The organism is Trueperella bernardiae (assembly GCF_001469025.1).
Taxonomy (GTDB): domain Bacteria; phylum Actinomycetota; class Actinomycetes; order Actinomycetales; family Actinomycetaceae; genus Trueperella; species Trueperella bernardiae.
In genome coordinates, this window is sequence record NZ_LNIZ01000005.1 from 1 (window position 1) to 19,505 (window position 19,505).

The window sequence follows — 19,505 nt, forward strand, 5'->3', positions numbered from 1 at the left end:
GAACACCAAGCGGCTTCACGAAGCATTGGACTACGCCACCCCACAAGAAGTAGAAACCGAGTACTATCTCACCCAGCCCATCAACACAGGGCCGTAAAAGAAGCGGAACTAAACCCAGGACGCTTCACACCGAGTTCCCTGCCACCCCAGCACACATCCTTAAAACCACGATCACCGACCAACAAATCATTGACCAATTCGACAAGGCCAGCCACCGCGCCCAAGCACAAGCCGAGATCGACAGGTGGGGAACCGTAGCTAACTGGACCGACTTCGACCACAGCGGAACCTGGCACGAAACCTACTAAACCGAAACCAACATGTTTTGGCCTATAAGCCGCGTTATCGGCGTCGCGCACCAAGGTCCCGCCGGTCTGCCCGACAGAAGTCGTGAATATATTGGCTGCCGGTGGCCCTGGGGGCCTAGTGGGCCTCAGGTTCACGAGTTGTGTCGAGCGCAGCCGGTGCCGGGCAGGAATTGGGGTCGTCGGTGCGCGTTATCGGCGTTAGGCAGCCGGGTGCGGCCGCGCGGTTCCCGGCCGCGCGCCAGGGCATCTGCTGTACTAAACCGCAAGATGCGATACAAAATAACGGGAAATAAGTATCGCATCTTGCGGTTTAGTGCAGCGTTTGTGGACGCGGCGACCCCGGCAACCCGGCCTACGCCAGCCCGCGCCTCTCGAGCAGCGCCTCGGCGCGCGGGGCCCGCCCGCGGACGGCCACGAAGGACTCCATGGGGTCACGGGAGTTGCCGCGTGAGAGCAGTTCGGCGGCGAGCGTGCGCCCGGCGTCGCGGGTGAGGCCGCCGGCCTCCTGCTCCTTGAACCAGTTCTCCAGATCGGCAACCAACACTTCGGCCCACATGTACGAGTAGTAGCCGGCGTCGTAGCCGCCGCCGAAGGTGTGCGCGAAATATGCGGAGCGGTAGCGCGGGGGCACGAGCTCGTGGAAGATGTTCATCTGTCGCAGCGCGCGCTCCTCGAAGGCCTCGAACTCAGCCGCGTCATCCGGAACCTCGTCGGCACGCAGGCGGTGCCAGGCCTGGTCGAGGAGGGCGGCGGCGAGGAACTCGGTGGTGTCGAACGCCTGCCCGAAGGTGGCGGCCTTGGTCAGCGTGGCCGCCATTCGCTCGGGCATCGGCTCGCCCGTCTCGAAGTGACGCGCGTAGGAGGTCATGACCTGCGGGTGGTAGGCCCACATCTCGTTCAGCTGCGAGGGCAGCTCCACGAAGTCGCGCGGAACTTCGGTGCCGGCGAGCGAGCGGTAGCGCGTTAGGGACAGCATCCCGTGCAGGGCGTGGCCGAACTCGTGGAACACGGTGATGACGTTGTCCCAGCTCAGCAGGCACGGCTCGCCGGCGGCGGGCTCGGGGAAGTTGCAGTTGTTGAGGATGACGGGCTTGAGCCCATCGCGGCTCGAGCCGTCCACAGCCGAGTTCATCCACGCTCCGCCGGACTTGCCCTTGCGCCGGTAGAAGTCCGCCTGGAACAGGGCGATGCCCTCGCCGTCCTCGTCCAGCACCTCCCACGTCTTGCACGTGTCCACCCAGCCGGCGATGTCTGGGCGCGGCTTGAAGGTCAGCCCGTACAGCTTGCCGGCGGCGAAGAAGATGCCGTTTTCCACCACGTTGTTCAGCTCGAGGTAGGGCTTGAGCGCCTCGTCGTCGAGTCCGAGCTGTCCGCGCAGCTTCTCCTGGTAGTACGTGTAGTCGGCTGCGCCAAGCCCGACGCCGTCCGCCGCGGCCAGCTCCTCCAGCTTGGCTCGGTCGCGTTCCACGGCCGCTAGAGCCTTCGGCGCCACGGACCCGAGCAGGTCCACGATCGCCTGCGAATCCTTCGCCATCCCGGCGTCGGCCACGGCCTGCGCATGGTGCGGGTAGCCGAGCAGTTCGGCGCGCTCGGCACGGAGCCTGGTGATGTCCAGTACGAGCTGGCGCGTGTCGGACGAGGCGTGCCCGCCCAGGCCACGACTGAGCGAGGCCTCGAGCACCGCCACGCGTGCCTCTGGCTTGGTGAGCGCCACCTGCAGGGTCTGGTTGGTGAAGTTGTCGAGCGCGAAGCGGTACGTGCCGTCCTCCTGGCGGGCGCCGGCCAGCCGCGTGTCGTCGACGCCGTCCACGTCAGCCTCGCTCAGCACCGCGGCGTTGTCGTCCATCGCCTTGATGACGCGCTGGGAGAATTCGACCTCGAGGGCGGATAGGCGCGAGTCGAGGTCGCGGAGGCGGGTCTTGCCGGCGTCGTCGAGCGTGATGCCCGAGCGCGTGAACGCCTCGAGCTCCTCGGTGATGTAGCGCGCGGTTTCGGGGTCGAGGCCGGTGAGGTCGATGGCGGCGAAGCGGTTGTAGATGCGCTTGTCGAGGCGGAAGGCGTTCGCGTGCTCGGACAGCAGGGGGAGCACTTCGGTCTGGACGGCGTCGAGTTCGTCACCACCGATCGAGCTCATGAGCGTGTAGGCGGCGTTGAGGGCGAGCGCGAGCGGAAGACCGGCCTCCTCGAGTGCGTCTACGGTGTTGGCGGCAGTGGCCGGCTCGGGGTTCGTGGCGATGCGCTCCCACGCCTCGCGCTCGGTGGTCATGAGCTCGGTTAGCGCCGGCACGATGTGCTCGGGCGTGATGGCGGCCCAGTCGGGAACGCAGTAGGGGAGGGGGGATCGGGTAAGCAATGGATTCGTCATGGCTCGATTCTACGGGCGGGCCCGGGGTCTGCGCGAACGACGACGCCGCCGCGGCCCCACCGCTCATACGTGCTCTTTTGCCGCAATCGCTCCAAGCCCATATGCGGGCGTGTGCTGGTTTCGTTAGGGTACGGAAGTGTGGGCCGCCGCATCGGCGCGGGGTCAGGTCAAGGAGCTTGTCATGCTGTACGAAAAGGAACGCCAAGAAGTCGTTGATACCTGCCTGTTCATGGTGGAGGAAAACCTGGTGGTGGGAACCGCCGGCAACGTCTCGATCCGGATTGGGGACCATGTGGTTATCTCGCCCTCGGGCGTCGATTATGCGACCATGACGGCGAAGGACGTGGTGGTCTACGACATGGCGGGCAATCGCGTGGATGGCGATCTCAAGCCGTCCTCTGAGCTCCCGCTGCACATTGCTGTGTATGAGGCCACCGACGCCCAGGCGATCACTCACAACCACGCCTACGCCTCCACCGCGCTTGGTCTATTGGTGGACGAGATTCCGCCGTCGCACTACTACTCGGCGATGTTCGGGGGAGTGGTGCGGGTGGCGCCCTATGCGGCGTTCGGCACGGACGAGCTTGCCGACAACGTGGCCGCCGCACTGGACGGCCGCACGGGCGCCCTGATGAAGAACCACGGAGCGATCACGATCGGTCCGAGCCTGACCAAGGCCGTGAACCTCCTTCCGATCCTCGAATACATCTGCGAGATCCAGTTGCGGGCGATGTCCACGGGCGCGCCGATCGCACTGCTTGATGAGGAGCAGATGGCCGAAGCAGTGGTGGGCATGGCCAGCTACGGCAAGCAACCCGAACGAAAGTAGTCAATCCAAGAGCGAGCCTGCCAGCCCCGGCTGTTGATTCCAGCAGCCGGGGTTGCGCTTTTCTCAGTCGTTCATGTGCTCTGCACATATATTCAACAAGATCAAATGGTGGATTTATCATTCAATATTGTTGATACTGTTAATTAGCGCCGGTTGTCCCGGCCGGTCGGATTCAAAGAAGAATCAGGAGAACACAATGACCAAGTTGAACGCGGCCGATGGTCCGCTCGTTATCGCAGTTGACTCGTCCACGACCTCGTCGAAGGCCATCGTTGTCGATGTTGAAGGAAACGTCATCGCGCTCGGTAAGCGCGAAATCCCCCTTCGCACCCCGCACCAGGGATTCGGTGAGCACGATCCCGAGCACTGGTGGAGCTCCACGAACGCTGCTATCGCCGAGGCCGTGGCCTCGCTATCGATGGCCGACCGCGGTCGGATCGCCGCCATCGGCATCACCCACCAGCGCGAATCTTTCGCGCCCTTCACCGCTGACGGCACGCCCCTGCGTAACGGTATCCTGTGGCTCGACATCCGCGCGGCCGACCAGATCCAGAAGTACGGCACGCCCGAGATTCACCAGCTGTCGGGCAAGCCGGCCGACGTCACGCCCGCGATCTACAAGATGGCCTGGGTCAAGGAGCACGAGCCGGAACTGTGGGCGAGTGCTGACAAGATCGTGGACGTCCACGGCTACCTCGTCTACTGCCTGACCGGCGAGTGGAAGTCCTCGGTCACCTCGGCCGACTCCCTCGGCCTGTTCGACATTGAAAAGCTCGACTTCTCCGACAAGCTCATGGACATCGCCGGCGTCACCCGAGATCAGATGGCCACCCTCCACAAGCCCGGCGAGGTCATCGGCTACGTCAAGAAGGACATCCGCGAGTTCTGGGGCCTGTTCCAGGAAGTGCCCGTCATCTCGGGCCTGGGCGATGGCCAGGCGGCCGGCGTCGGCGCGGCGGCAGTGGACCCGGACGTGGCCTACCTCAACATGGGCACCGCGGTAAACGCGGGCGTGACCGCCACCGACTACCAGTACGGCCAGGTTTTCCGCACGCTCGCCGGCGGCATCCCGGACACCTACGTGCTTGAGGTTCTCCAGTCCTCCGGCGCGTTCCTCGCCACCTGGTTCCGCAAGCAGTTCGGCAACCCCGCCCTCAACGGCGGCCCGGACCCGGAGCTGGAGGCGGCGGCAGCGGCCCGCCCCGTGGGTTCTGGCGGCCTCGTCACCCTGCCCTACTGGAACGCCGTGCAAAGCCCCTACTGGGAGCCGATCGCCCGCGGCGCTGTGGTCGGCTGGCGCGGCACGCACGGGCGTGGCTCGATGTACCGCTCGTTGCTCGAGGCGATCGCCATGGAGATGGCGCGCTCGCTCAACGCTCTGCAGGAGGCCACCGGCACCAAGCTCACCACCGTGCGCGCGATGGGAGGCGGCATCCGCTCCCAGCTGTGGCGCCAGATCATGACCGATGCGATCGGCCTGCCGATGACAGCCTGCAAGGAAGACGAAATCTCCGCGCTCGGCGCCGGCATCGTGGCCATGTCCGCCACCGGCGTCTTTGGCGACAACTCGATCGCCACGGCCGCCAAGCACATGGCCCAGTTCACCGACTCCACCGAGCCGAATGAGGAAAACCACAAGATCTACGCCGAACTCGCTGACATCCAGGGCCGCCTGTACGCGGACCTGAAGGAGACCAACGATCAGCTCCACGAGTTCGCGCGCCGCTACCCGGACGCCGAAGTGTCCAACGAAGAAGAGTAGGAAGGAAACTGTCATGCCATCCATTGCAATCCTCGGTGCTGGAGCCATGGGCTCCGGACTCGCCAACGCGCTCGTGCGCGCGGGCTGGGAGGTGAACCTGTGGGGGACCTGGCTTGATGACCACCTCATCGACGCGATCGAGGCCGGCAAGCCGCACCCGCGCATCGACGTCGTGATCTCCGACAAGGTCAGCACCTTCCGCTCAGGCGACCTGAACATGGCGATGGCCGGGGTCGACGTCGTCGTCATGTCGGTCGCGTCCGTTGGCGTGCCGAAGGTGGCCGAGCTTGCCTTCGAGGGCATTTCGAAGGCCAAGGCGCTGTGGCTGACCACGAAGGGCTTCCTGCCTGCCGAGGACGGCACGATTGAGCTCCTGCCCGTCGGGCTCCGTCGCATGGCACAGAACGCCGGGGTCACGCTGCCGCCGATCGTGGCGATCGCCGGCCCGGTCAAGGCCAACGAGTGCGCGGCGAACGAGCCCACGGCCACGATCTTCGGGTGCCGGGACTACGACGTCGCCGTCAAGTACGCCCGCGAGGCACGCTCCGACCACTACGCGATCGAGGCCTCGGACGACGAGGTCGGCGTGGAGCTGTGTGCCCCGATGAAGAACGTCTACGCCATCATGCTCGGCATCGCCGACGGCCTGGAGGAAAAGAGCGGTCACCCGCACCACAACCTCAAGGCAGCGACCTTCGCCCAGGCGGTGCGCGAGATGTCGATCCTGTCCGTGGCGCTCGGCGCGAAGGAGGCCACCGCCTACGGCCTGCCCGGCGTGGGCGACCTCGAGGTGACCGGCCTGTCCGGGCGCAACAAGGTCTACGGCGTGCGCATCGGCCGCGGCGAAGGCGCGAAGGTAGCGCTCAAGACTATGGAGGAGCTCGAGCAGACAGTCGAGGGCGTTCCCGCTATCCCGCTCGCTATCAGGCTCGTGGAGCAGACCGGCGGCGTCAAAGACCGCCTGCCGCTCCTGTACGCGGCCGAGCAGATCGTCTACGGCGACGATCCGGACTACGCCAACATTTTAGCTCGGGCCGTGCTCCCCGCACGCCCGTAACAAGGAGAAAATATGCGCGCATACATGTTTTACGGACCCGGCGATCTTCGACTCGAAGACATCGAACCGGGCACACCTGGGCCCGGCGAAGTCGCCGTCGAGGTTAAGGCCGCCGCGACCTGCGGCACCGATCTCAAGTCCTACCGACGCGGCCACCCCACTCTTTTCCCGACGCTACCGGCGAGGTTCGGCCACGAGTTCGCCGGCGTCGTGACCGAGGTGGGGGAGGGCGTGACCGACTTCGCCCCAGGCGACCGCGTGGTCGCCGCCAACACCGCACCGTGCGGGCACTGCTGGGCCTGCTCGATCGGGCGCGAATCGCTGTGCGAGAACCTTGAGTACCTCAACGGCGCGTTCGCTGAGCAGATCGTCATCCCGAAGGCGATCGTAGAGCGCAACACCTACAAGATTCCAGACACGCTCTCCTTCGAGGCTGCCGCCCCGCTCGAGCCGCTCTCGACCGTGGTGCACGGCATCTCCGAGTCCGGCATCAAGCTGGGCGACACGGTGGTGGTCAACGGCGCCGGCCCGATCGGTCAGATGTTCATCAAGCTCGCCCAACTGCGCGGCGCCAGCGTGATCGCCGCCGACCGCTCCGAGGGTCGACTCGCGCAAGCCGAGGCCGCCGGTGCTCGCACCGTCAACCTCACCGGCCTGGAAACCCCGGAGGAGTGCGCCGCGAAGATCACGAAGCTCACCCCCAGTGGGCGGGGTGCAGACGTCGCTGTCGAGGCCGTGGGCCTGCCCCAGGTGTGGGAGCAGACTGTGCACTGCCTGCGCCCAGGCGGCACCGCCGTACTGTTCGGTGGCACGCCGAAGGGTGCGCCGTTCTCGGTGAATTCCTCGGACATGCACTACAAGGAGTACACGCTCAAGGGCGTCTACCACCACCAACCGCGCTACGTGAAGATCGCGGTCGAGCTGCTGTCCACCGGCAAGTTCGACGGCATGTCGCTGTGTAGCGAGGTGCGCCCGCTCGAGGCGCTCGTGGAATCGCTGGAGGACATGGCCCAGGGCAAGGGATCGAAGTACATTCTTCGCCCCTAAATCCTGCGGTTGGGACCCTTCGGCGCCAGCGCCGGCAGGCTGAACGCCTTGCCGGTTGGCGACAAGGTGTGCTGGGAGGCCTCTCCCGGCACACCTTTCGTCGTCGTGCCCCGGCGGGGATACTATAGTGACACGTCTTGGTCGGCCGATACGAAGGATATGGTCGTGGCTCAGCTCAGTAAGAACGAACGCCAGCAGCTGCTCGCCGAGCACGTGCTCAACGTCGGCACGGTTCGCATTGAGGACCTGCTGAAGCTGGTGGACGCCTCCTCGATGACGATCTATCGCGACCTATCCGAGCTGGAGAATGACCGCGTGATTGTCCGCTCGCGCGGTGAAGTGACCGCGGTCGCCACGTCGCTCAGCGAAACCTCGATGAAGTACCGCCTCACCCAGGAGGAAGAGGCGAAGGACATGCTGGCGTGCGAGTTCAAGGAGTACATCACCCGCGGCGCCTCGATCATCTGCGACGATTCCTCCACCGTGTTTTCCATCCTCAAGCAGTTCACCGACGTGGGCGGGCTTACCGTCATTACGAACAACTGGTCGATCATCCAGCTCGCGGGCTCCGTGCCCGACTGGGAGCTCGTCACCCTCGGCGGGCGCTACGACCGCCACCTGGACGCCAACTACGGCCCCGAGGGCATGAAGGCCCTCCAACAGATGCACGCCGACCACGCCTTTATCTCCGCCGCGGCCATCACGGACGGCGTGGTCTACCACCCCTACCCGGAGGTCGCCGCTTACAAGGCCCTCATGCTCACCTCCGCTGCCCAGTCCCACCTGGCGGTCACGGCCTCCAAGTTCGAACGCAAGGCGCTCTACCGGGTGGCCGACACCGCCGAGTTCGACAGCGTCGTGGTCACCTCTGACACGCCCGACGACGTCGTGGCGCAGCTTCGCGAGCGCGGCGCGGCGGTCCGCTTGGCGGGTTCGACGACGCCGTAGCCCGCTAGTCCACCTTCGGGCGGACCACCGCCGTTCCCGGCTTGCCATAATAGGTCTATGGGTGCGATTCTCGATTTCTTGCTCGACGTTTTCTTCACCGACGATGTCGTCGAAGGCCTGTTCCAGCGCTTCCGCCGAGCCAAGCCCGCCAAGGGCCCCAAGAAGATCGGCGCCTACGATGATGGCGCGGGCTCCCTCATCACCGGCCAGATCGTCGAGGCACGGCTCAAGGGTCACGGCAAGACGAAGGCGCTTGTCCTCGACCCGCACGCCGTCTCACTGGTTGCACTCACCGACCACCCCGGGCCTGGCGCCTTCGAACTCGCCTCCCTCGCCGCCACCAAGGTGGGCCGACTCTACGCCCTGCCCTCCGTGGTCTACAAGGCCTCCGATTCCATGTGCAAGCCCATCCGCGGCCAAAAGCGCCTGCCGAAGGCCGACTTCGAGCGCGTAGTCGAGCTCATCCCCAACTGATCGTGGCTTCACGACGCCGGCCAGACAGGTGCGCGGCTAGCCGATGGTGACCGGCGCGGAGTCGCGCGAGTGTCCGATCTCAGGCGCGTGCCAGACGTCCAGGCCTGTGATCTCGCGCAGGGTGTCGGCGAGGATACCGCGCTGGCCGACCGCGTCGATGTCCGTGAACTGGCCCAGGATCAGGCCCTCGGCCCCGCGGAACAGTCCGAGCTGGCGTAGCTGTTCGGTGTAGGTGGTAACGGCCTCGAGGGTGGTCGCCATGCCCTCGAGCAGGGCAAGATGCCCGGTGGCCCGAGGCCACCAGCGCGTGCCGCCCAGCTTGGCCAGGCAGCGTACGTTGCCGCCGATGATCGGCAGGTCGGGCAGCTCGCGATCGCATGCCGGGCGAATGTGCTTGCGCGCGAGGATCGCAGGCACGTCGTCAGCCCCGCGCTTCAGCGCTGTCCACGGGTTCCACAGCGTGGCCGTCCGACCCGGTCCCAACCTGCCCGCGCCAGAGCCGGCAACGACCAGCGCGTTGACCACCACGCTCACGTCCGAGTAGCCGGCAAACGGCTTGGGGTTGGCGCTCACCACGTCCCAGTCCACCCATTCGAGCACCTCGTTGGCCAGGTCCCCGCCGGTTATGTCGAAGATGGCGTGGACAGCACTGTCGGCGAAAAGCTCGGTGAGCAACTCGGCACGCACGCGCGGGTTGATGCGCCACACGCGCGAGCCCCCGCCCGAGCCCCCAGAACCGCCACTAACCCGCTGCTCGTGCCCGGCGAAACGCTCCACGAACCGCGTATCCACGCGATACCCCGCGCCCTCAAAGACTCCGACGAGTTCGGCCAGCTTCTCCTCCCGCCCCGCAACGGGGTTCGAGCAGGCGGCAAGGCCGATGGTCGCCATCAGGACAGGGCCTCGATCAGTGGCTTGGCCACGTCGGACCACCGCCATTTCTCATCCACCCAGCGCTTGCCGGCCGCTCCCATGGCGGCGGAGCGCTCGCGGTCTTCGAGCAGGTAGTCGAGGGCGGCCACGATCGCGTGCACTGACCGGCCGTTGACCACCAGGCCTGTTTTCCCGTCTTGGACCGCCTCGGGCGCCCCGCCCGAATCCCCGGCCACCACAGGCAGCCCGGCCGCGTAGGCCTCCAGATACACGATGCCGAGCCCCTCGATGTCGAGCCCTGCCCCGCGCGTGCGGCACGGCATGGCGAACACGTCGCCCAGCGAATAGTGCGCCACGAGCTCCGAATACTGCACCTCGCCCGTGAACACGATCGAGGCTGACACGGGGGAGTCCGCCGCCATCTGCCGCAGTTTCTCCCCGTACGGTCCCTTGCCCACGATCACCAGCTTCGCCTCCGGGTGGCGCGCCATCACCTCCGGCCAGGCGGCGATGAGGCGGTCTTGCCCCTTGCGCTCCACAAGACGCGAGATGCACACGACGACGGGCGCCTCGCCCAGCCCGTAGCGCTCGCGCAGCTCGCGGCGGGCGCCGGCGTTGAAGGCGAACAGCTCGGGGTCGATCGCGCCGTGGAGCTGCATGATGTCCGTGTCGCCCATGAAGGGCTTGAGCCGGGCGAGCGTGGCCTCGGTCAGGTAGGTGACTAGGTCGGCGTCGTGAAACACCTTGCGCAGGATCTGGCGGGCACCCGGCAGCATCGACCAGCCGATCTCGTGGCCGTGCGTGGTGGAAATGACGCGGTCGGCGCCGGCGGCGTGAGCGGCCTTTGCCATGACCCCGAGCGGTGCGGCGGCCCCGAACCACACGTTTTTCACGTCGTGATCGCGGATGAGCTGCTGCATCTTCCGGCGCACGGTGGGCGTGGGCAACATCATCGTGCCGGGGTAGCGCACGACGTCGAACGGCTGGCCTGCGTCGTAGTCCGCGGCGAGCGTCACGCCCGACACCCCGTCCACGTCCGGGGGAGTGGAGGCGTAGACGATGAGCTGGTCGGGGTCGAGTTGGCCGACGAAGCCCTCGAGGAAGGTCTGGATGCCGCCGGCGCGCGGCGGGAAATCATTGGTGACGAGGAGTGTCTTGCGCATGGTTAGAACTCGGAGCGCTTGAGCACCTCGGTGAGGCGGTTCGCGGCGGTGACGACGGCGGCCGCGTGGTGGCGCCCGGGCTGGCGGCCCATGCGCTCCACGGGCCCGGAGATGGACACGGCGGCGATCACGCGCCCCGACGGCCCGCGCACGGGCGCCGATATCGAGGCGACCCCCGGCTCGCGCTCGCCGATGGACTGGGCCCAGCCGCGGCGTCGGACGGCGGAAAGGATGGTGGCGGTGAACTCGGCGCCGTGAAGGCCGCGGTGGAGCTTGTCGGGTTCCTCCCAGGCAAGCAGTACCTGGGCGCCGGAGCCGGCGAGCATGGACAGGGTGGCGCCCACGGGGATGGAATCGCGCAGGCCCATCGAGCGGTCGGCGGCTGCCACGCACACGCGCACGTCGTTCTGGCGGCGGTAGAGCTGGGCGGATTCGCCCGTGTGGTCGCGCAGCGCGGTGAGCACGGGGTTTGCGGCGGCGAGCAGGCGGTCCTCGCCAGCGGCCGAGGCGAGCTCGGACAGGCGCAGGCCGAGGGTGAAGCGCCCCTGCATGTCGCGCGCGACGAAGCGATGATATTCTAGAGCCACGGCGAGCCGATGGGCTGTGGGGCGTGCGAGGTGCGTTGCTTGCACCAGCTGAGCCAAGGTCAGTGGGCCCGATTCGAGAGCGTTCAGTACGAGCGTGGCCTTGTCAAGAACGCCGACGCCGCTTCCGTTTTCCTTGTCCATGCAATGATCCTCCCATCTCACAAGATGAGATGCAAGTGATCGATGGTCCTATGCCCCTAAAGTGAAGGCATGAGCGGAACTTTGGCTGAAAAGGTGTGGCACGACCACATCGTCAAGCGCGGGGAGAACGGCGCCCCGGACCTGTTGTACATCGACCTCCAGCTGTGCCACGAGGTTACGAGCCCCCAGGCCTTCGAGGGCCTACGCCTGGCGGGGAGGAAGGTGCGCCGGCCCGATCTGACGATCGCAACCGAGGACCACAACACCCCCACCCTCGACATCGACCTGCCAATCGCCGACCCCACCTCGCGCACGCAGATCGACACGTTGCGCAAGAACGCCGAAGAGTTCGGCATCCGCCTCCATTCGCTGGGCGACGCCGACCAGGGCATCGTTCACGTGGTCGGCCCGCAGCTGGGCATCACGCAGCCGGGCATGACGATCGTCTGCGGCGATTCGCACACCTCCACGCACGGCGCGTTCGGCGCGCTCGCGTTCGGCATCGGCACCTCGCAGGTGGAGCATGTGCTCGCCACCCAGACCCTGCCCGTGGCGCCGTTTAAGACGATGGCGATCAACGTGCGTGGCGCTCTCAAGCCCGGCACTACCGCCAAGGACATCATCCTTGCCATCATTGCCAAGATCGGCACCAACGGGGGTGCCGGCTACGTGCTCGAGTATCGTGGCGAGGCGATCCGCGCGCTGTCGATGGAGGCACGCATGACGATCTGCAACATGTCGATCGAGGCCGGCGCCCGCGCGGGCATGATCGCGCCCGACGACACGACGTTCGCCTACATTAAGGGCCGTCCGCACGCCCCCGAGGGCGGGGAATGGGAGGCCGCGCTCGCCTACTGGCGCACGCTCAAGTCCGACGACGACGCCGTCTTCGACGCCGAGGTGGATCTGGACGCCGACGACCTCGAACCCTACGTCACCTGGGGCACCAACCCCGGTCAGGGCGTGCCGATCTCGGCCACCGTGCCCGACCCGGCCGACATGGCCGACGAAACCCAGCGCACCGCCGCCGAACGCGCCCTCGAGTACATGGACCTCGAGCCGGGCAAGCCAATCCGCGACATCGCCGTGGACACGGTCTTCATCGGCTCGTGCACCAACGGCCGCATCGAGGATCTGCGGGCCGTGGCTGGCGTGATCGAGGGCAAGAAGAAGCACGACGACGTCCGCGTGCTTGTGGTTCCCGGCTCGGCGCGCGTCCGGCTCCAGGCGGAGCAGGAGGGCTTGGATAAGGTCTTCCTCGACTTTGGTGCCGAGTGGCGTAATGCCGGGTGCTCGATGTGCCTGGGCATGAACCCCGACCAGCTGGCGCCAGGCGAGCGAGCGGCGTCGACGTCGAACCGAAACTTTGAAGGCCGCCAGGGCAAGGGTGGGCGCACCCACCTGGTCTCACCGCTGGTGGCGGCCGCCACGGCTATCGCGGGGCACTTCGCCACGCCGGCAGACCTCATGGAAGCGGGGAAGTAAATGGACAAGTTCATCACGCACACGGGCGTGGGGGTGCCACTGCGCCGCTCGAACGTGGACACCGATCAGATCATCCCGGCGGTCTTCCTCAAGCGCGTGGCACGCACGGGCTTCGACGACGCCCTGTTCTATGCCTGGCGCAAGGACCCGAAGTTCGTGCTCAACCAGGATTCCTACAAGCGCGGCTCGGTGCTCGTGGCCGGCCCTGACTTTGGCACGGGTTCCTCGCGCGAGCACGCGGTATGGGCGCTGAAGGACTACGGGTTCAGGGCCGTCCTCGCCCCGCGCTTTGCGGACATCTTCCGCGGGAACGCGGGCAAGCAGGGGTTAGTGGCCGGTGTCGTGGGCCAGGAAGACATCGAGCAGCTGTGGAAGATCCTCGAAACCGAGCCGGGCACGGAGGTGACGGTTGACCTGGAGAACCGTCAGGTCATCGCCGGCGGCTTCACCTGCCGCTTCGACATCGACGACTACACGCGCTGGACGCTCATGGAGGGCCTGGACGACATCGGGCTCACCCTGCGCGATGAAGAGCTCATCACGGCCTATGAGGCGAATCGCCCCAGCTGGAAGCCGCGGACGCTTCCTGCCAAGACCGAGGCCAAGTTTGAGGTCAAGGCTGCTCGGCCCGTGGGCGGGGACGCGCCGATCGCGTAGTTGGGGCGCGTTGCCGGCTGCCGCTCAGTGGGAGGGCGCCCGCCGAGTCGGACTAGGGTCGGCCAGCCGGGCTAGTCGGTGTCGAGGTCGCCGAAGTGTTTGTCTCCGATGAACTCGCGCGGGATGCGGTCGGCGCCGTCGACGTGCTGGAGAATCCGCGGGTCGATCGGCACGCCCCGGCGCAGTACCGAAAAATGCCCGTTGGGTTCAAGGACGACGGCGGCGATTTCGTCATCGTTACGCACGCCGGCCTGGCGCAGCGCCATCCACAGCTCGGCTTCGGTGACGCGCGCGTGGCGCAGGGCGTCGGGGAAGATGTTGGTGCGTGCCATGACCACGATGGGCGGGGTGTTGATCAGGAGGTCTCCGTGCGGGTTGTGCCGTATGCGGCCCAGGATCGAGCGCATGATGAACAGCGTGACCAGCGCGATCGCGCCGCCTGCCAGGGTGGGGGTGTGGCCGAGCGTGGAGCGGCCGGCGATCGCGCCGAGGATAATGATCGCCACCATGTCGTGCGTGGCCAGGCGCGCGCTCATCCGCTGGCCGATCACGCGCAAGATGAGCAACAGCAGCGCATACATCGCCACCGTGCCCACCACCACCGCGAGCGCTTGGAGCCAGGTGATGCCGAGTAGGTCGCCGAATGTCAGGGTGTTGATCTCCATGCACCTATCATCACACCAACACGGGCCACGCACAGCTTTCCTCGGCCGGCGGACTCCCCGTGGACATTAGATCACAGGAATTGTCGGTGGCAGTGGCTAAGATGGCACCAGTTATGGAAGGACAGTGATGGCTGGAGTGTTGAGCGTCCAAGGCGGGCATCCGCTACGCGGTGAGATCCGCGTGCGTGGAGCGAAGAACCTCGTGTCGAAGGCGATGGTGGCGGCGCTACTCACGGAGGAGACGTCCGTGTTGCGTAACGTGCCGCTGATTCGCGACGTCGACGTGGTCTCGGAGCTATTGCGCCTGCACGGCGCGAAGGTCGATTATGACCAGGCGGAGGGCGTCGTCACCATCACCCCGGGCCGGCTGCACTTGCCGGACCCGGCGAAGGTGGACGAGCTGGCCGGCTCCTCCCGCATCCCGATCCTCTTCTGCGGTCCGCTCTTGCACCGGCTGGGGGAGGCCTTCATCCCGGACCTGGGCGGCTGCCATATCGGTGATCGGCCGGTGGACTTCCACCTCAAGGTGCTCGAGGACTTCGGCGCCACGCGTGACGCCCAGGAGCTCGGCCTCCACCTCGTGGCCCCCTCCGGCCTCAAGGCGCGCAAGGTCCACCTGCCCTACCCGTCCGTGGGTGCCACCGAGCAGACCCTGCTGGCGGCCGTGCGGGCGCGCGGCATCACCGAGCTGCGCGGCGCGGCCGTGGAACCCGAGATCATGGACCTCATCGCGATCTTGCAAAAGATGGGCGCGCTCATCACAGTGGACACCGATCGCACCATCCACATCGAGGGCGTGGAGGAGCTCCACGGCTACACCCACACCGCGCTACCAGACCGGATCGAGGCGGGTTCGTGGGCGTGTGCGGCGCTGGCCACCGGCGGCGACATCACCGTGCGCGGGGCCGAGCAGGAATCGATGATGAACTTCCTCAATGTCTTCCGCAAGGTGGGCGGCAAGTTCGACGTGCTCGACGACGGGATCCGCTTCTGGCACCCCGGCACGCCACTCAAATCCATTCCGCTTGAGACCGACGTGCACCCCGGTTTTATGACCGACTGGCAGCAGCCCATGGTCGTGGCCCTCACCCAAGCCGAAGGCGTGTCGATCGTCCACGAAACCGTGTACGAAAACCGCTTCGGATTCACCAAGGCGCTCAACCAGATGGGCGCGAAGATCCAGGTCTACCGCGAGTGCCTGGGCTCCAAGGGGTGCCGGTTCGGCCAGGAGAACTACTACCACTCCGCCGTCATTCAGGGCCCCACCAAGCTCCACGCCGCGGACATTGAGGTGCCGGACCTGCGCGGAGGCTTCTCCCATCTCATCGCCGCCCTCGCGGCCGAGGGCGAATCGCACGTGGTGGGCATCGACATCATCAACCGCGGGTACGAGCACTTCATGCGCAAACTGGCGGCCGTGGGCGCCGTCGTTGAGCGGGTCGCCTAGCTGTACTAGCCCGACGACGCCCGCGCGGCTCTATGCCGTCCGCGGGTCGTTGCTACCTATTTTTAGAGTCGCCGCTCGTTGCCGCTTACTCGTCGGCTCGGCGGTTCACTGCCGCCTACTCGTCGAAGTAGACGCGCAGCACGGCGTCGGTGCCGCCGTCGGCATTGGGCTGGCTGGTGACCTCGATGGAGTAGGGCAGGCGTGCCTCGGCGCCAATGGTCACGGTGTGTTGTCCTTCGAACGGGCCGGCAACTGCGAGCCGGGTCATGCCCGTGGTCTCGGTCTGGCTGAGGGTGAAGGCGGACGTGTCATACTCGTCCGGTTCGGGCAGGCGTAGGCCAGCCACGTGGATCTGCAGCACGTTGTCGGAGTGGACGTCGATCGGCAGGCCCGAGCCCTCCTCGACGGCCTGGTCCGCCCAGCCGTCCGTGTACCAGCTCAGTTCGCCCGTGCCGTCCCACGTGTAGATGATGTCCACGTAGTTGTAGCCATAGTTGACGGCGTAGGGCAGGGCCTGGGCCGAAATGTCCGGCCAGTTCTCGGACTGGGAGGCCTTGTTTTCCGGGGTGTAGGGCACCGACGGTTCGGCGCTGGGGAGCGCGGGCTGCTCGGGCTCGGTCTCGGTTTGCGTTGGCTCCTCGGTCGGCTCGGGAGTTGCGGTCTTGGTGGCCGACGGGGTCGGCGTCGTTGGCGCGGGAGTGGTGTCGGACGCGCCTGGATCCTGCGTACATGCGGCAAGCGCCAACACGGCGGCCGCGGCAAAAAGGTGTGTCTTCACGTTTCCTCCTTCATGTTGCTTAACAGACTAACGCGGCTCACCGACACTGTGAACCTCCTCGGGTAGTCTTAAGTGGTGAAGAGAATTCGTATTGCCGTCATTTACGGCGGGATTTCCGGGGAACACTCGATTTCGTGCGCCACCGCGGGCGCGGTTATGAGGGCGCTCGATCCGGATCGTTACGACGTCGTCAGCATCGGCATCCGCCGCGACGGCACTTGGGTGCCGGGGGAGACGGACCCCGAGGCGCTCGACATGTCCCGCGGGTTGACCGAGGTGGGTCCTTCCGATCGGCGCATCGTGATCCCGCCGGGAGACGGTAGCCAGTCGCTACTCGAGGTCGGGGGCGGGCAGGTGCGTGAGCTGGGCGCGGTCGACGTCGTCTTCCCCGTTCTGCACGGACCCTTCGGGGAGGACGGCACCATCCAGGGCCTGCTCGAGATGGCCGGCATCCCGTATGTGGGCTGCGGCGTATTGGCGTCGGCTGCTGGGATGGACAAGGATTTCATGAAGCAGGTGCTGATCGGGGCGGGGTTGCCGGTGGGGCCGTACGTGGCCGTCACCGCTCACCGTTGGCGTGCCGAGCGCGACGCCGTGCTCGCGGAGGTCGCGGAGCTTGAGTTCCCGGTGTATGTCAAGCCGGCGCGTGCAGGGTCCTCGCTGGGGATCTCCAAGGTGGAGCGCCTGGAGGGCGTGGCCGCCGCGGTGGAGGTGGCCCAGGCGCATGACCCGAAGGTGGTGATCGAGCAGGGGATTGCCGGGCGTGAGGTCGAGTGCGCTGTGCTCGGTGGGCGTGGGGATGAACCGGCCCGAGCCTCGGTGTTGGGCGAGGTGCTGCTTGAGGCCCCGGCCGGCGGCTTCTACGACTTCGACTCCAAATACGTTTCCACCGACGGTCTCACCATGTCGATCCCCGCCGAGCTGGATGAGGAGACCACGCGGCGCGTGGGAGAGATCGCCGTGCGGACTTTCGATGCCTTCGAGTGCGAGGGGCTCACGCGCGTGGACTTTTTCGTTGCCGGCGGCGAGCCGATCGTCAACGAGATCAACACGATGCCTGGCTTTACGCCGTTCTCCATGTATCCGGCCCTGTGGGGCCAGGCCGGGCTGTCCTATGGCGAGCTCGTCGACGAGCTCGTCGGGCTGGCCCTCGAGCGGCCGCGCGGGCTGCGCTAGCCGGGCGCTGGAACGGGCCGGACGACGGCGTCGTCGGGCATGCGTTGCGGGTGGCTGGACGGCGGGCGCGGGGCGACTGGGCGGCGTCGTGCGCTGTGAGAGAGCACACCACCAGAATAGTTGAAAGTTCGACTATTCGATCTTAACCTGAACGTGTAACGCGAAGTTCGCGAATAACACCTACGGGAAGGTCCAACATGAAGATCGTTTACCTGGTCGGCTCCGCTTCGGCGAGCTCCATCAACCGTCAGCTTGCCAACACGCTCGTGGAACTCGCGCCGGAGGGCGTCGAGATGGTCGAGGCCGAGATCAAGGACCTGCCGCACTACAACCGTGACTACGACGCGGCCTACCCCGAGGTGGCCGTCAAGTTTAAGGAGCTGCTGGCTTCCGCCGACGGCGTCCTGTTCATCACCCCCGAGCACAACCGCATGTTCTCGGCACTGCTCCACAACGCGATCGAGTGGTCGTCGCGCCCGTGGGGGCAGTGGTCGCTAGCGGGTAAGCCCGTGGCGGTGACTGGTGCGGCGCCCTCTGGGGTTGGCACGGCGCTGGCCCAGTCGCACCTGCGCAGCACCCTGCTGTTCTTCGACCCGAAGCTCATGACCCAGCCCGAGGCCTACATCGACGCCACCCGGACCGGCCAGCTCGAGGATGGCGTGATCACGAACGAAACCTCGCGCGAGATCATCGCGAACTTCATCGCCGCGTTTGCCCAGTTCATCGAGGATAACAAGTAGGGCCGTGGCCGTTTGCTAGGGTGAGCACATGCTCATCTCGCACACCACCGAAGACGACCTCATCTCACGCTTCCTACCCCTTCTGCCGCGCGGCGAAGGGGTAGACGTGCCTTCGGGGGACGACTGTGCCGTGCTCGCCATAGCCGGGGCGGCCGCGATCTCCACCGACATGCTCGTGGAAGGCCACCACTTCCGGCGCGACTGGTCAGGCGGGGCCGACATCGGCTTCCGGGCCGCCATGCAAAACCTCGCCGACGCCGTGGCCATGGGAGCCCGGCCCCGCACGCTTGTCATCTCGCTCGGCCTGCCCGGCTCGCTCGAGGTGGAGTGGGTGGAGGACTTTGCGCGCGGGTTGGCGGAGGCGTGTGCGCCACTGGGGGTTGGCGTGGACGGAGGAGACCTGGTGGGCTCGGAGGCGATCGTCATTGGCGTGACCGTGCTGGGCGACATGGAGGGGCGCGCGCCCCTGCGCCGCTCCGACGCCCAGATCGGGGACCGGGTGATTCACGCCGGGAACCTCGGGCACGGTGCGGCCGGGTTAGCCCTGCTCGAGGCCGGGGTGGACATCGACGCGGCGGTGGCCGGGCTCGTTGACGACTTCAAGCGGCCCAAGCCGCCGCTCGATGCCGCGCTCGCCGCGGCGATGGCCGGGGGCGTGACGGCAATGATGGACGTCTCCGATGGCCTCGTCCGCGATGCGCGGCGCCTAGCGAAGGCCTCCGGGGTGTGGATCGACTTCGACCCACGCTCACTTGAAAGGAAGCTGGGGCCGCTGGGCCGGGCAGCCGGTCGGCTCCACGCCGACCGGCGCGAATGGCTCCTCACCGGCGGGGAGGACCACGGGTTCATCGCCACGATCCGCCCCGGCGTCGCCCTGCCGGAGGGCTTCATCGACATCGGCGAGGTCATGGGCGCCTCCAACGGCGGGCGCGTGACTGTGGGCAACCGCGAAGTGGCAGGGTTTGGCGGCTGGGACCACTTCGGGGCCGGAACGGAGGAGTAG

18 protein-coding genes and 1 pseudogene are annotated in these 19,505 nt (G+C 66.7%); 13 read left to right on the forward strand and 6 right to left on the reverse strand.

The window, feature by feature from the left end; translation table 11 throughout:
* Positions 1–122: 122 nt before the first annotated feature.
* Positions 123–308: pseudogene (locus tag AQZ59_RS09175) on the forward strand (IS256-like element ISAod1 family transposase); the annotation flags it as partial.
* Between the two features lie 352 nt (positions 309–660).
* Here AQZ59_RS09175 and AQZ59_RS05670 read toward each other — a convergent pair.
* Positions 661–2,673, reverse strand: coding sequence for a M3 family metallopeptidase (locus tag AQZ59_RS05670; protein ID WP_062613709.1), 2,013 nt, complete (start codon positions 2,671–2,673; stop codon positions 661–663).
* Positions 2,674–2,854: 181 nt separating this feature from the next.
* Between AQZ59_RS05670 and AQZ59_RS05675 the strand changes: the two genes are divergently transcribed.
* From AQZ59_RS05675 to AQZ59_RS05700, 6 genes are all read left to right on the forward strand, one after another.
* On the forward strand, positions 2,855–3,502 hold the full coding sequence (locus AQZ59_RS05675) for a class II aldolase/adducin family protein (protein WP_062613710.1): 648 nt from the start codon (positions 2,855–2,857) through the stop codon (positions 3,500–3,502).
* Between the two features lie 196 nt (positions 3,503–3,698).
* On the forward strand, positions 3,699–5,264 hold the full coding sequence (locus AQZ59_RS05680) for a xylulokinase (protein WP_062613711.1): 1,566 nt from the start codon (positions 3,699–3,701) through the stop codon (positions 5,262–5,264).
* 13 nt (positions 5,265–5,277) lie between these two features.
* Entirely contained in the window at positions 5,278–6,321 is a 1,044-nt protein-coding gene (locus AQZ59_RS05685; protein ID WP_062613712.1) for an NAD(P)H-dependent glycerol-3-phosphate dehydrogenase, read from the forward strand.
* 12 nt (positions 6,322–6,333) lie between these two features.
* A complete protein-coding gene (locus tag AQZ59_RS05690; RefSeq protein ID WP_062613713.1) occupies positions 6,334–7,368 on the forward strand; it encodes a zinc-dependent alcohol dehydrogenase in 1,035 nt (344 codons plus the stop codon).
* Between the two features lie 165 nt (positions 7,369–7,533).
* Entirely contained in the window at positions 7,534–8,316 is a 783-nt protein-coding gene (locus AQZ59_RS05695; RefSeq protein WP_160326875.1) for a DeoR/GlpR family DNA-binding transcription regulator, read from the forward strand.
* 57 nt (positions 8,317–8,373) lie between these two features.
* Positions 8,374–8,790, forward strand: coding sequence for a hypothetical protein (locus tag AQZ59_RS05700; RefSeq protein WP_062613715.1), 417 nt, complete (start codon positions 8,374–8,376; stop codon positions 8,788–8,790).
* Between the two features lie 36 nt (positions 8,791–8,826).
* Here AQZ59_RS05700 and AQZ59_RS05705 read toward each other — a convergent pair whose 3' ends face one another.
* From AQZ59_RS05705 to AQZ59_RS05715, 3 genes are read right to left on the reverse strand one after another with little or no spacing between them, the layout of a single operon-like run.
* A complete protein-coding gene (locus AQZ59_RS05705; protein WP_062613716.1) occupies positions 8,827–9,681 on the reverse strand; it encodes an LD-carboxypeptidase in 855 nt (284 codons plus the stop codon).
* Positions 9,681–10,826 (reverse strand): glycosyltransferase family 4 protein, encoded by a 1,146-nt coding sequence (locus AQZ59_RS05710; RefSeq protein WP_062613717.1) that lies wholly within the window; start codon positions 10,824–10,826, stop codon positions 9,681–9,683. The genes AQZ59_RS05705 and AQZ59_RS05710 overlap by 1 nt, the downstream gene beginning before the upstream one ends.
* A gap of 2 nt (positions 10,827–10,828) precedes the next feature.
* Positions 10,829–11,554 carry an IclR family transcriptional regulator gene (locus tag AQZ59_RS05715; protein ID WP_062613718.1) on the reverse strand — a complete coding sequence of 242 codons (726 nt, stop codon included), beginning with the start codon at positions 11,552–11,554 and terminating at the stop codon, positions 10,829–10,831.
* 69 nt (positions 11,555–11,623) lie between these two features.
* On the opposite strand from AQZ59_RS05715, the gene leuC reads away from it, so the two are divergent.
* Positions 11,624–13,039: a 3-isopropylmalate dehydratase large subunit gene (gene leuC, locus AQZ59_RS05720; RefSeq protein ID WP_062613719.1), complete on the forward strand. Its 1,416-nt coding sequence runs from the start codon at positions 11,624–11,626 to the stop codon at positions 13,037–13,039.
* Positions 13,040–13,696 carry a 3-isopropylmalate dehydratase small subunit gene (gene leuD / locus AQZ59_RS05725; RefSeq protein WP_062613720.1) on the forward strand — a complete coding sequence of 219 codons (657 nt, stop codon included), beginning with the start codon at positions 13,040–13,042 and terminating at the stop codon, positions 13,694–13,696. It begins immediately after the preceding gene.
* A 71-nt stretch (positions 13,697–13,767) separates the two neighbouring features.
* Here the strand turns inward: leuD and AQZ59_RS05730 are convergent, their stop codons facing one another.
* Positions 13,768–14,361, reverse strand: coding sequence for a DUF421 domain-containing protein (locus tag AQZ59_RS05730; RefSeq protein WP_062613721.1), 594 nt, complete (start codon positions 14,359–14,361; stop codon positions 13,768–13,770).
* Positions 14,362–14,488: 127 nt separating this feature from the next.
* Between AQZ59_RS05730 and murA the strand changes: the two genes are divergently transcribed.
* A complete protein-coding gene (gene murA, locus AQZ59_RS05735; RefSeq protein WP_180947748.1) occupies positions 14,489–15,808 on the forward strand; it encodes a UDP-N-acetylglucosamine 1-carboxyvinyltransferase in 1,320 nt (439 codons plus the stop codon).
* 115 nt (positions 15,809–15,923) lie between these two features.
* Here the strand turns inward: murA and AQZ59_RS05740 are convergent, their stop codons facing one another.
* On the reverse strand, positions 15,924–16,586 hold the full coding sequence (locus AQZ59_RS05740) for an AMIN-like domain-containing (lipo)protein (protein WP_062613723.1): 663 nt from the start codon (positions 16,584–16,586) through the stop codon (positions 15,924–15,926).
* A 75-nt stretch (positions 16,587–16,661) separates the two neighbouring features.
* Here AQZ59_RS05740 and AQZ59_RS05745 point away from each other — a divergent pair, with 75 nt between their 5' ends.
* The 3 genes from AQZ59_RS05745 to thiL all read left to right on the forward strand — a co-directional run bounded on the left by AQZ59_RS05745 (position 16,662) and on the right by thiL (position 19,505).
* A complete protein-coding gene (locus tag AQZ59_RS05745; protein ID WP_062613724.1) occupies positions 16,662–17,762 on the forward strand; it encodes a D-alanine--D-alanine ligase family protein in 1,101 nt (366 codons plus the stop codon).
* A gap of 197 nt (positions 17,763–17,959) precedes the next feature.
* Complete coding sequence (locus AQZ59_RS05750; RefSeq protein ID WP_062613725.1) at positions 17,960–18,502, forward strand: NADPH-dependent FMN reductase; 543 nt, start codon at positions 17,960–17,962, stop codon at positions 18,500–18,502.
* A 28-nt stretch (positions 18,503–18,530) separates the two neighbouring features.
* Positions 18,531–19,505, forward strand: coding sequence for a thiamine-phosphate kinase (thiL, locus tag AQZ59_RS05755; protein ID WP_062613726.1), 975 nt, complete (start codon positions 18,531–18,533; stop codon positions 19,503–19,505).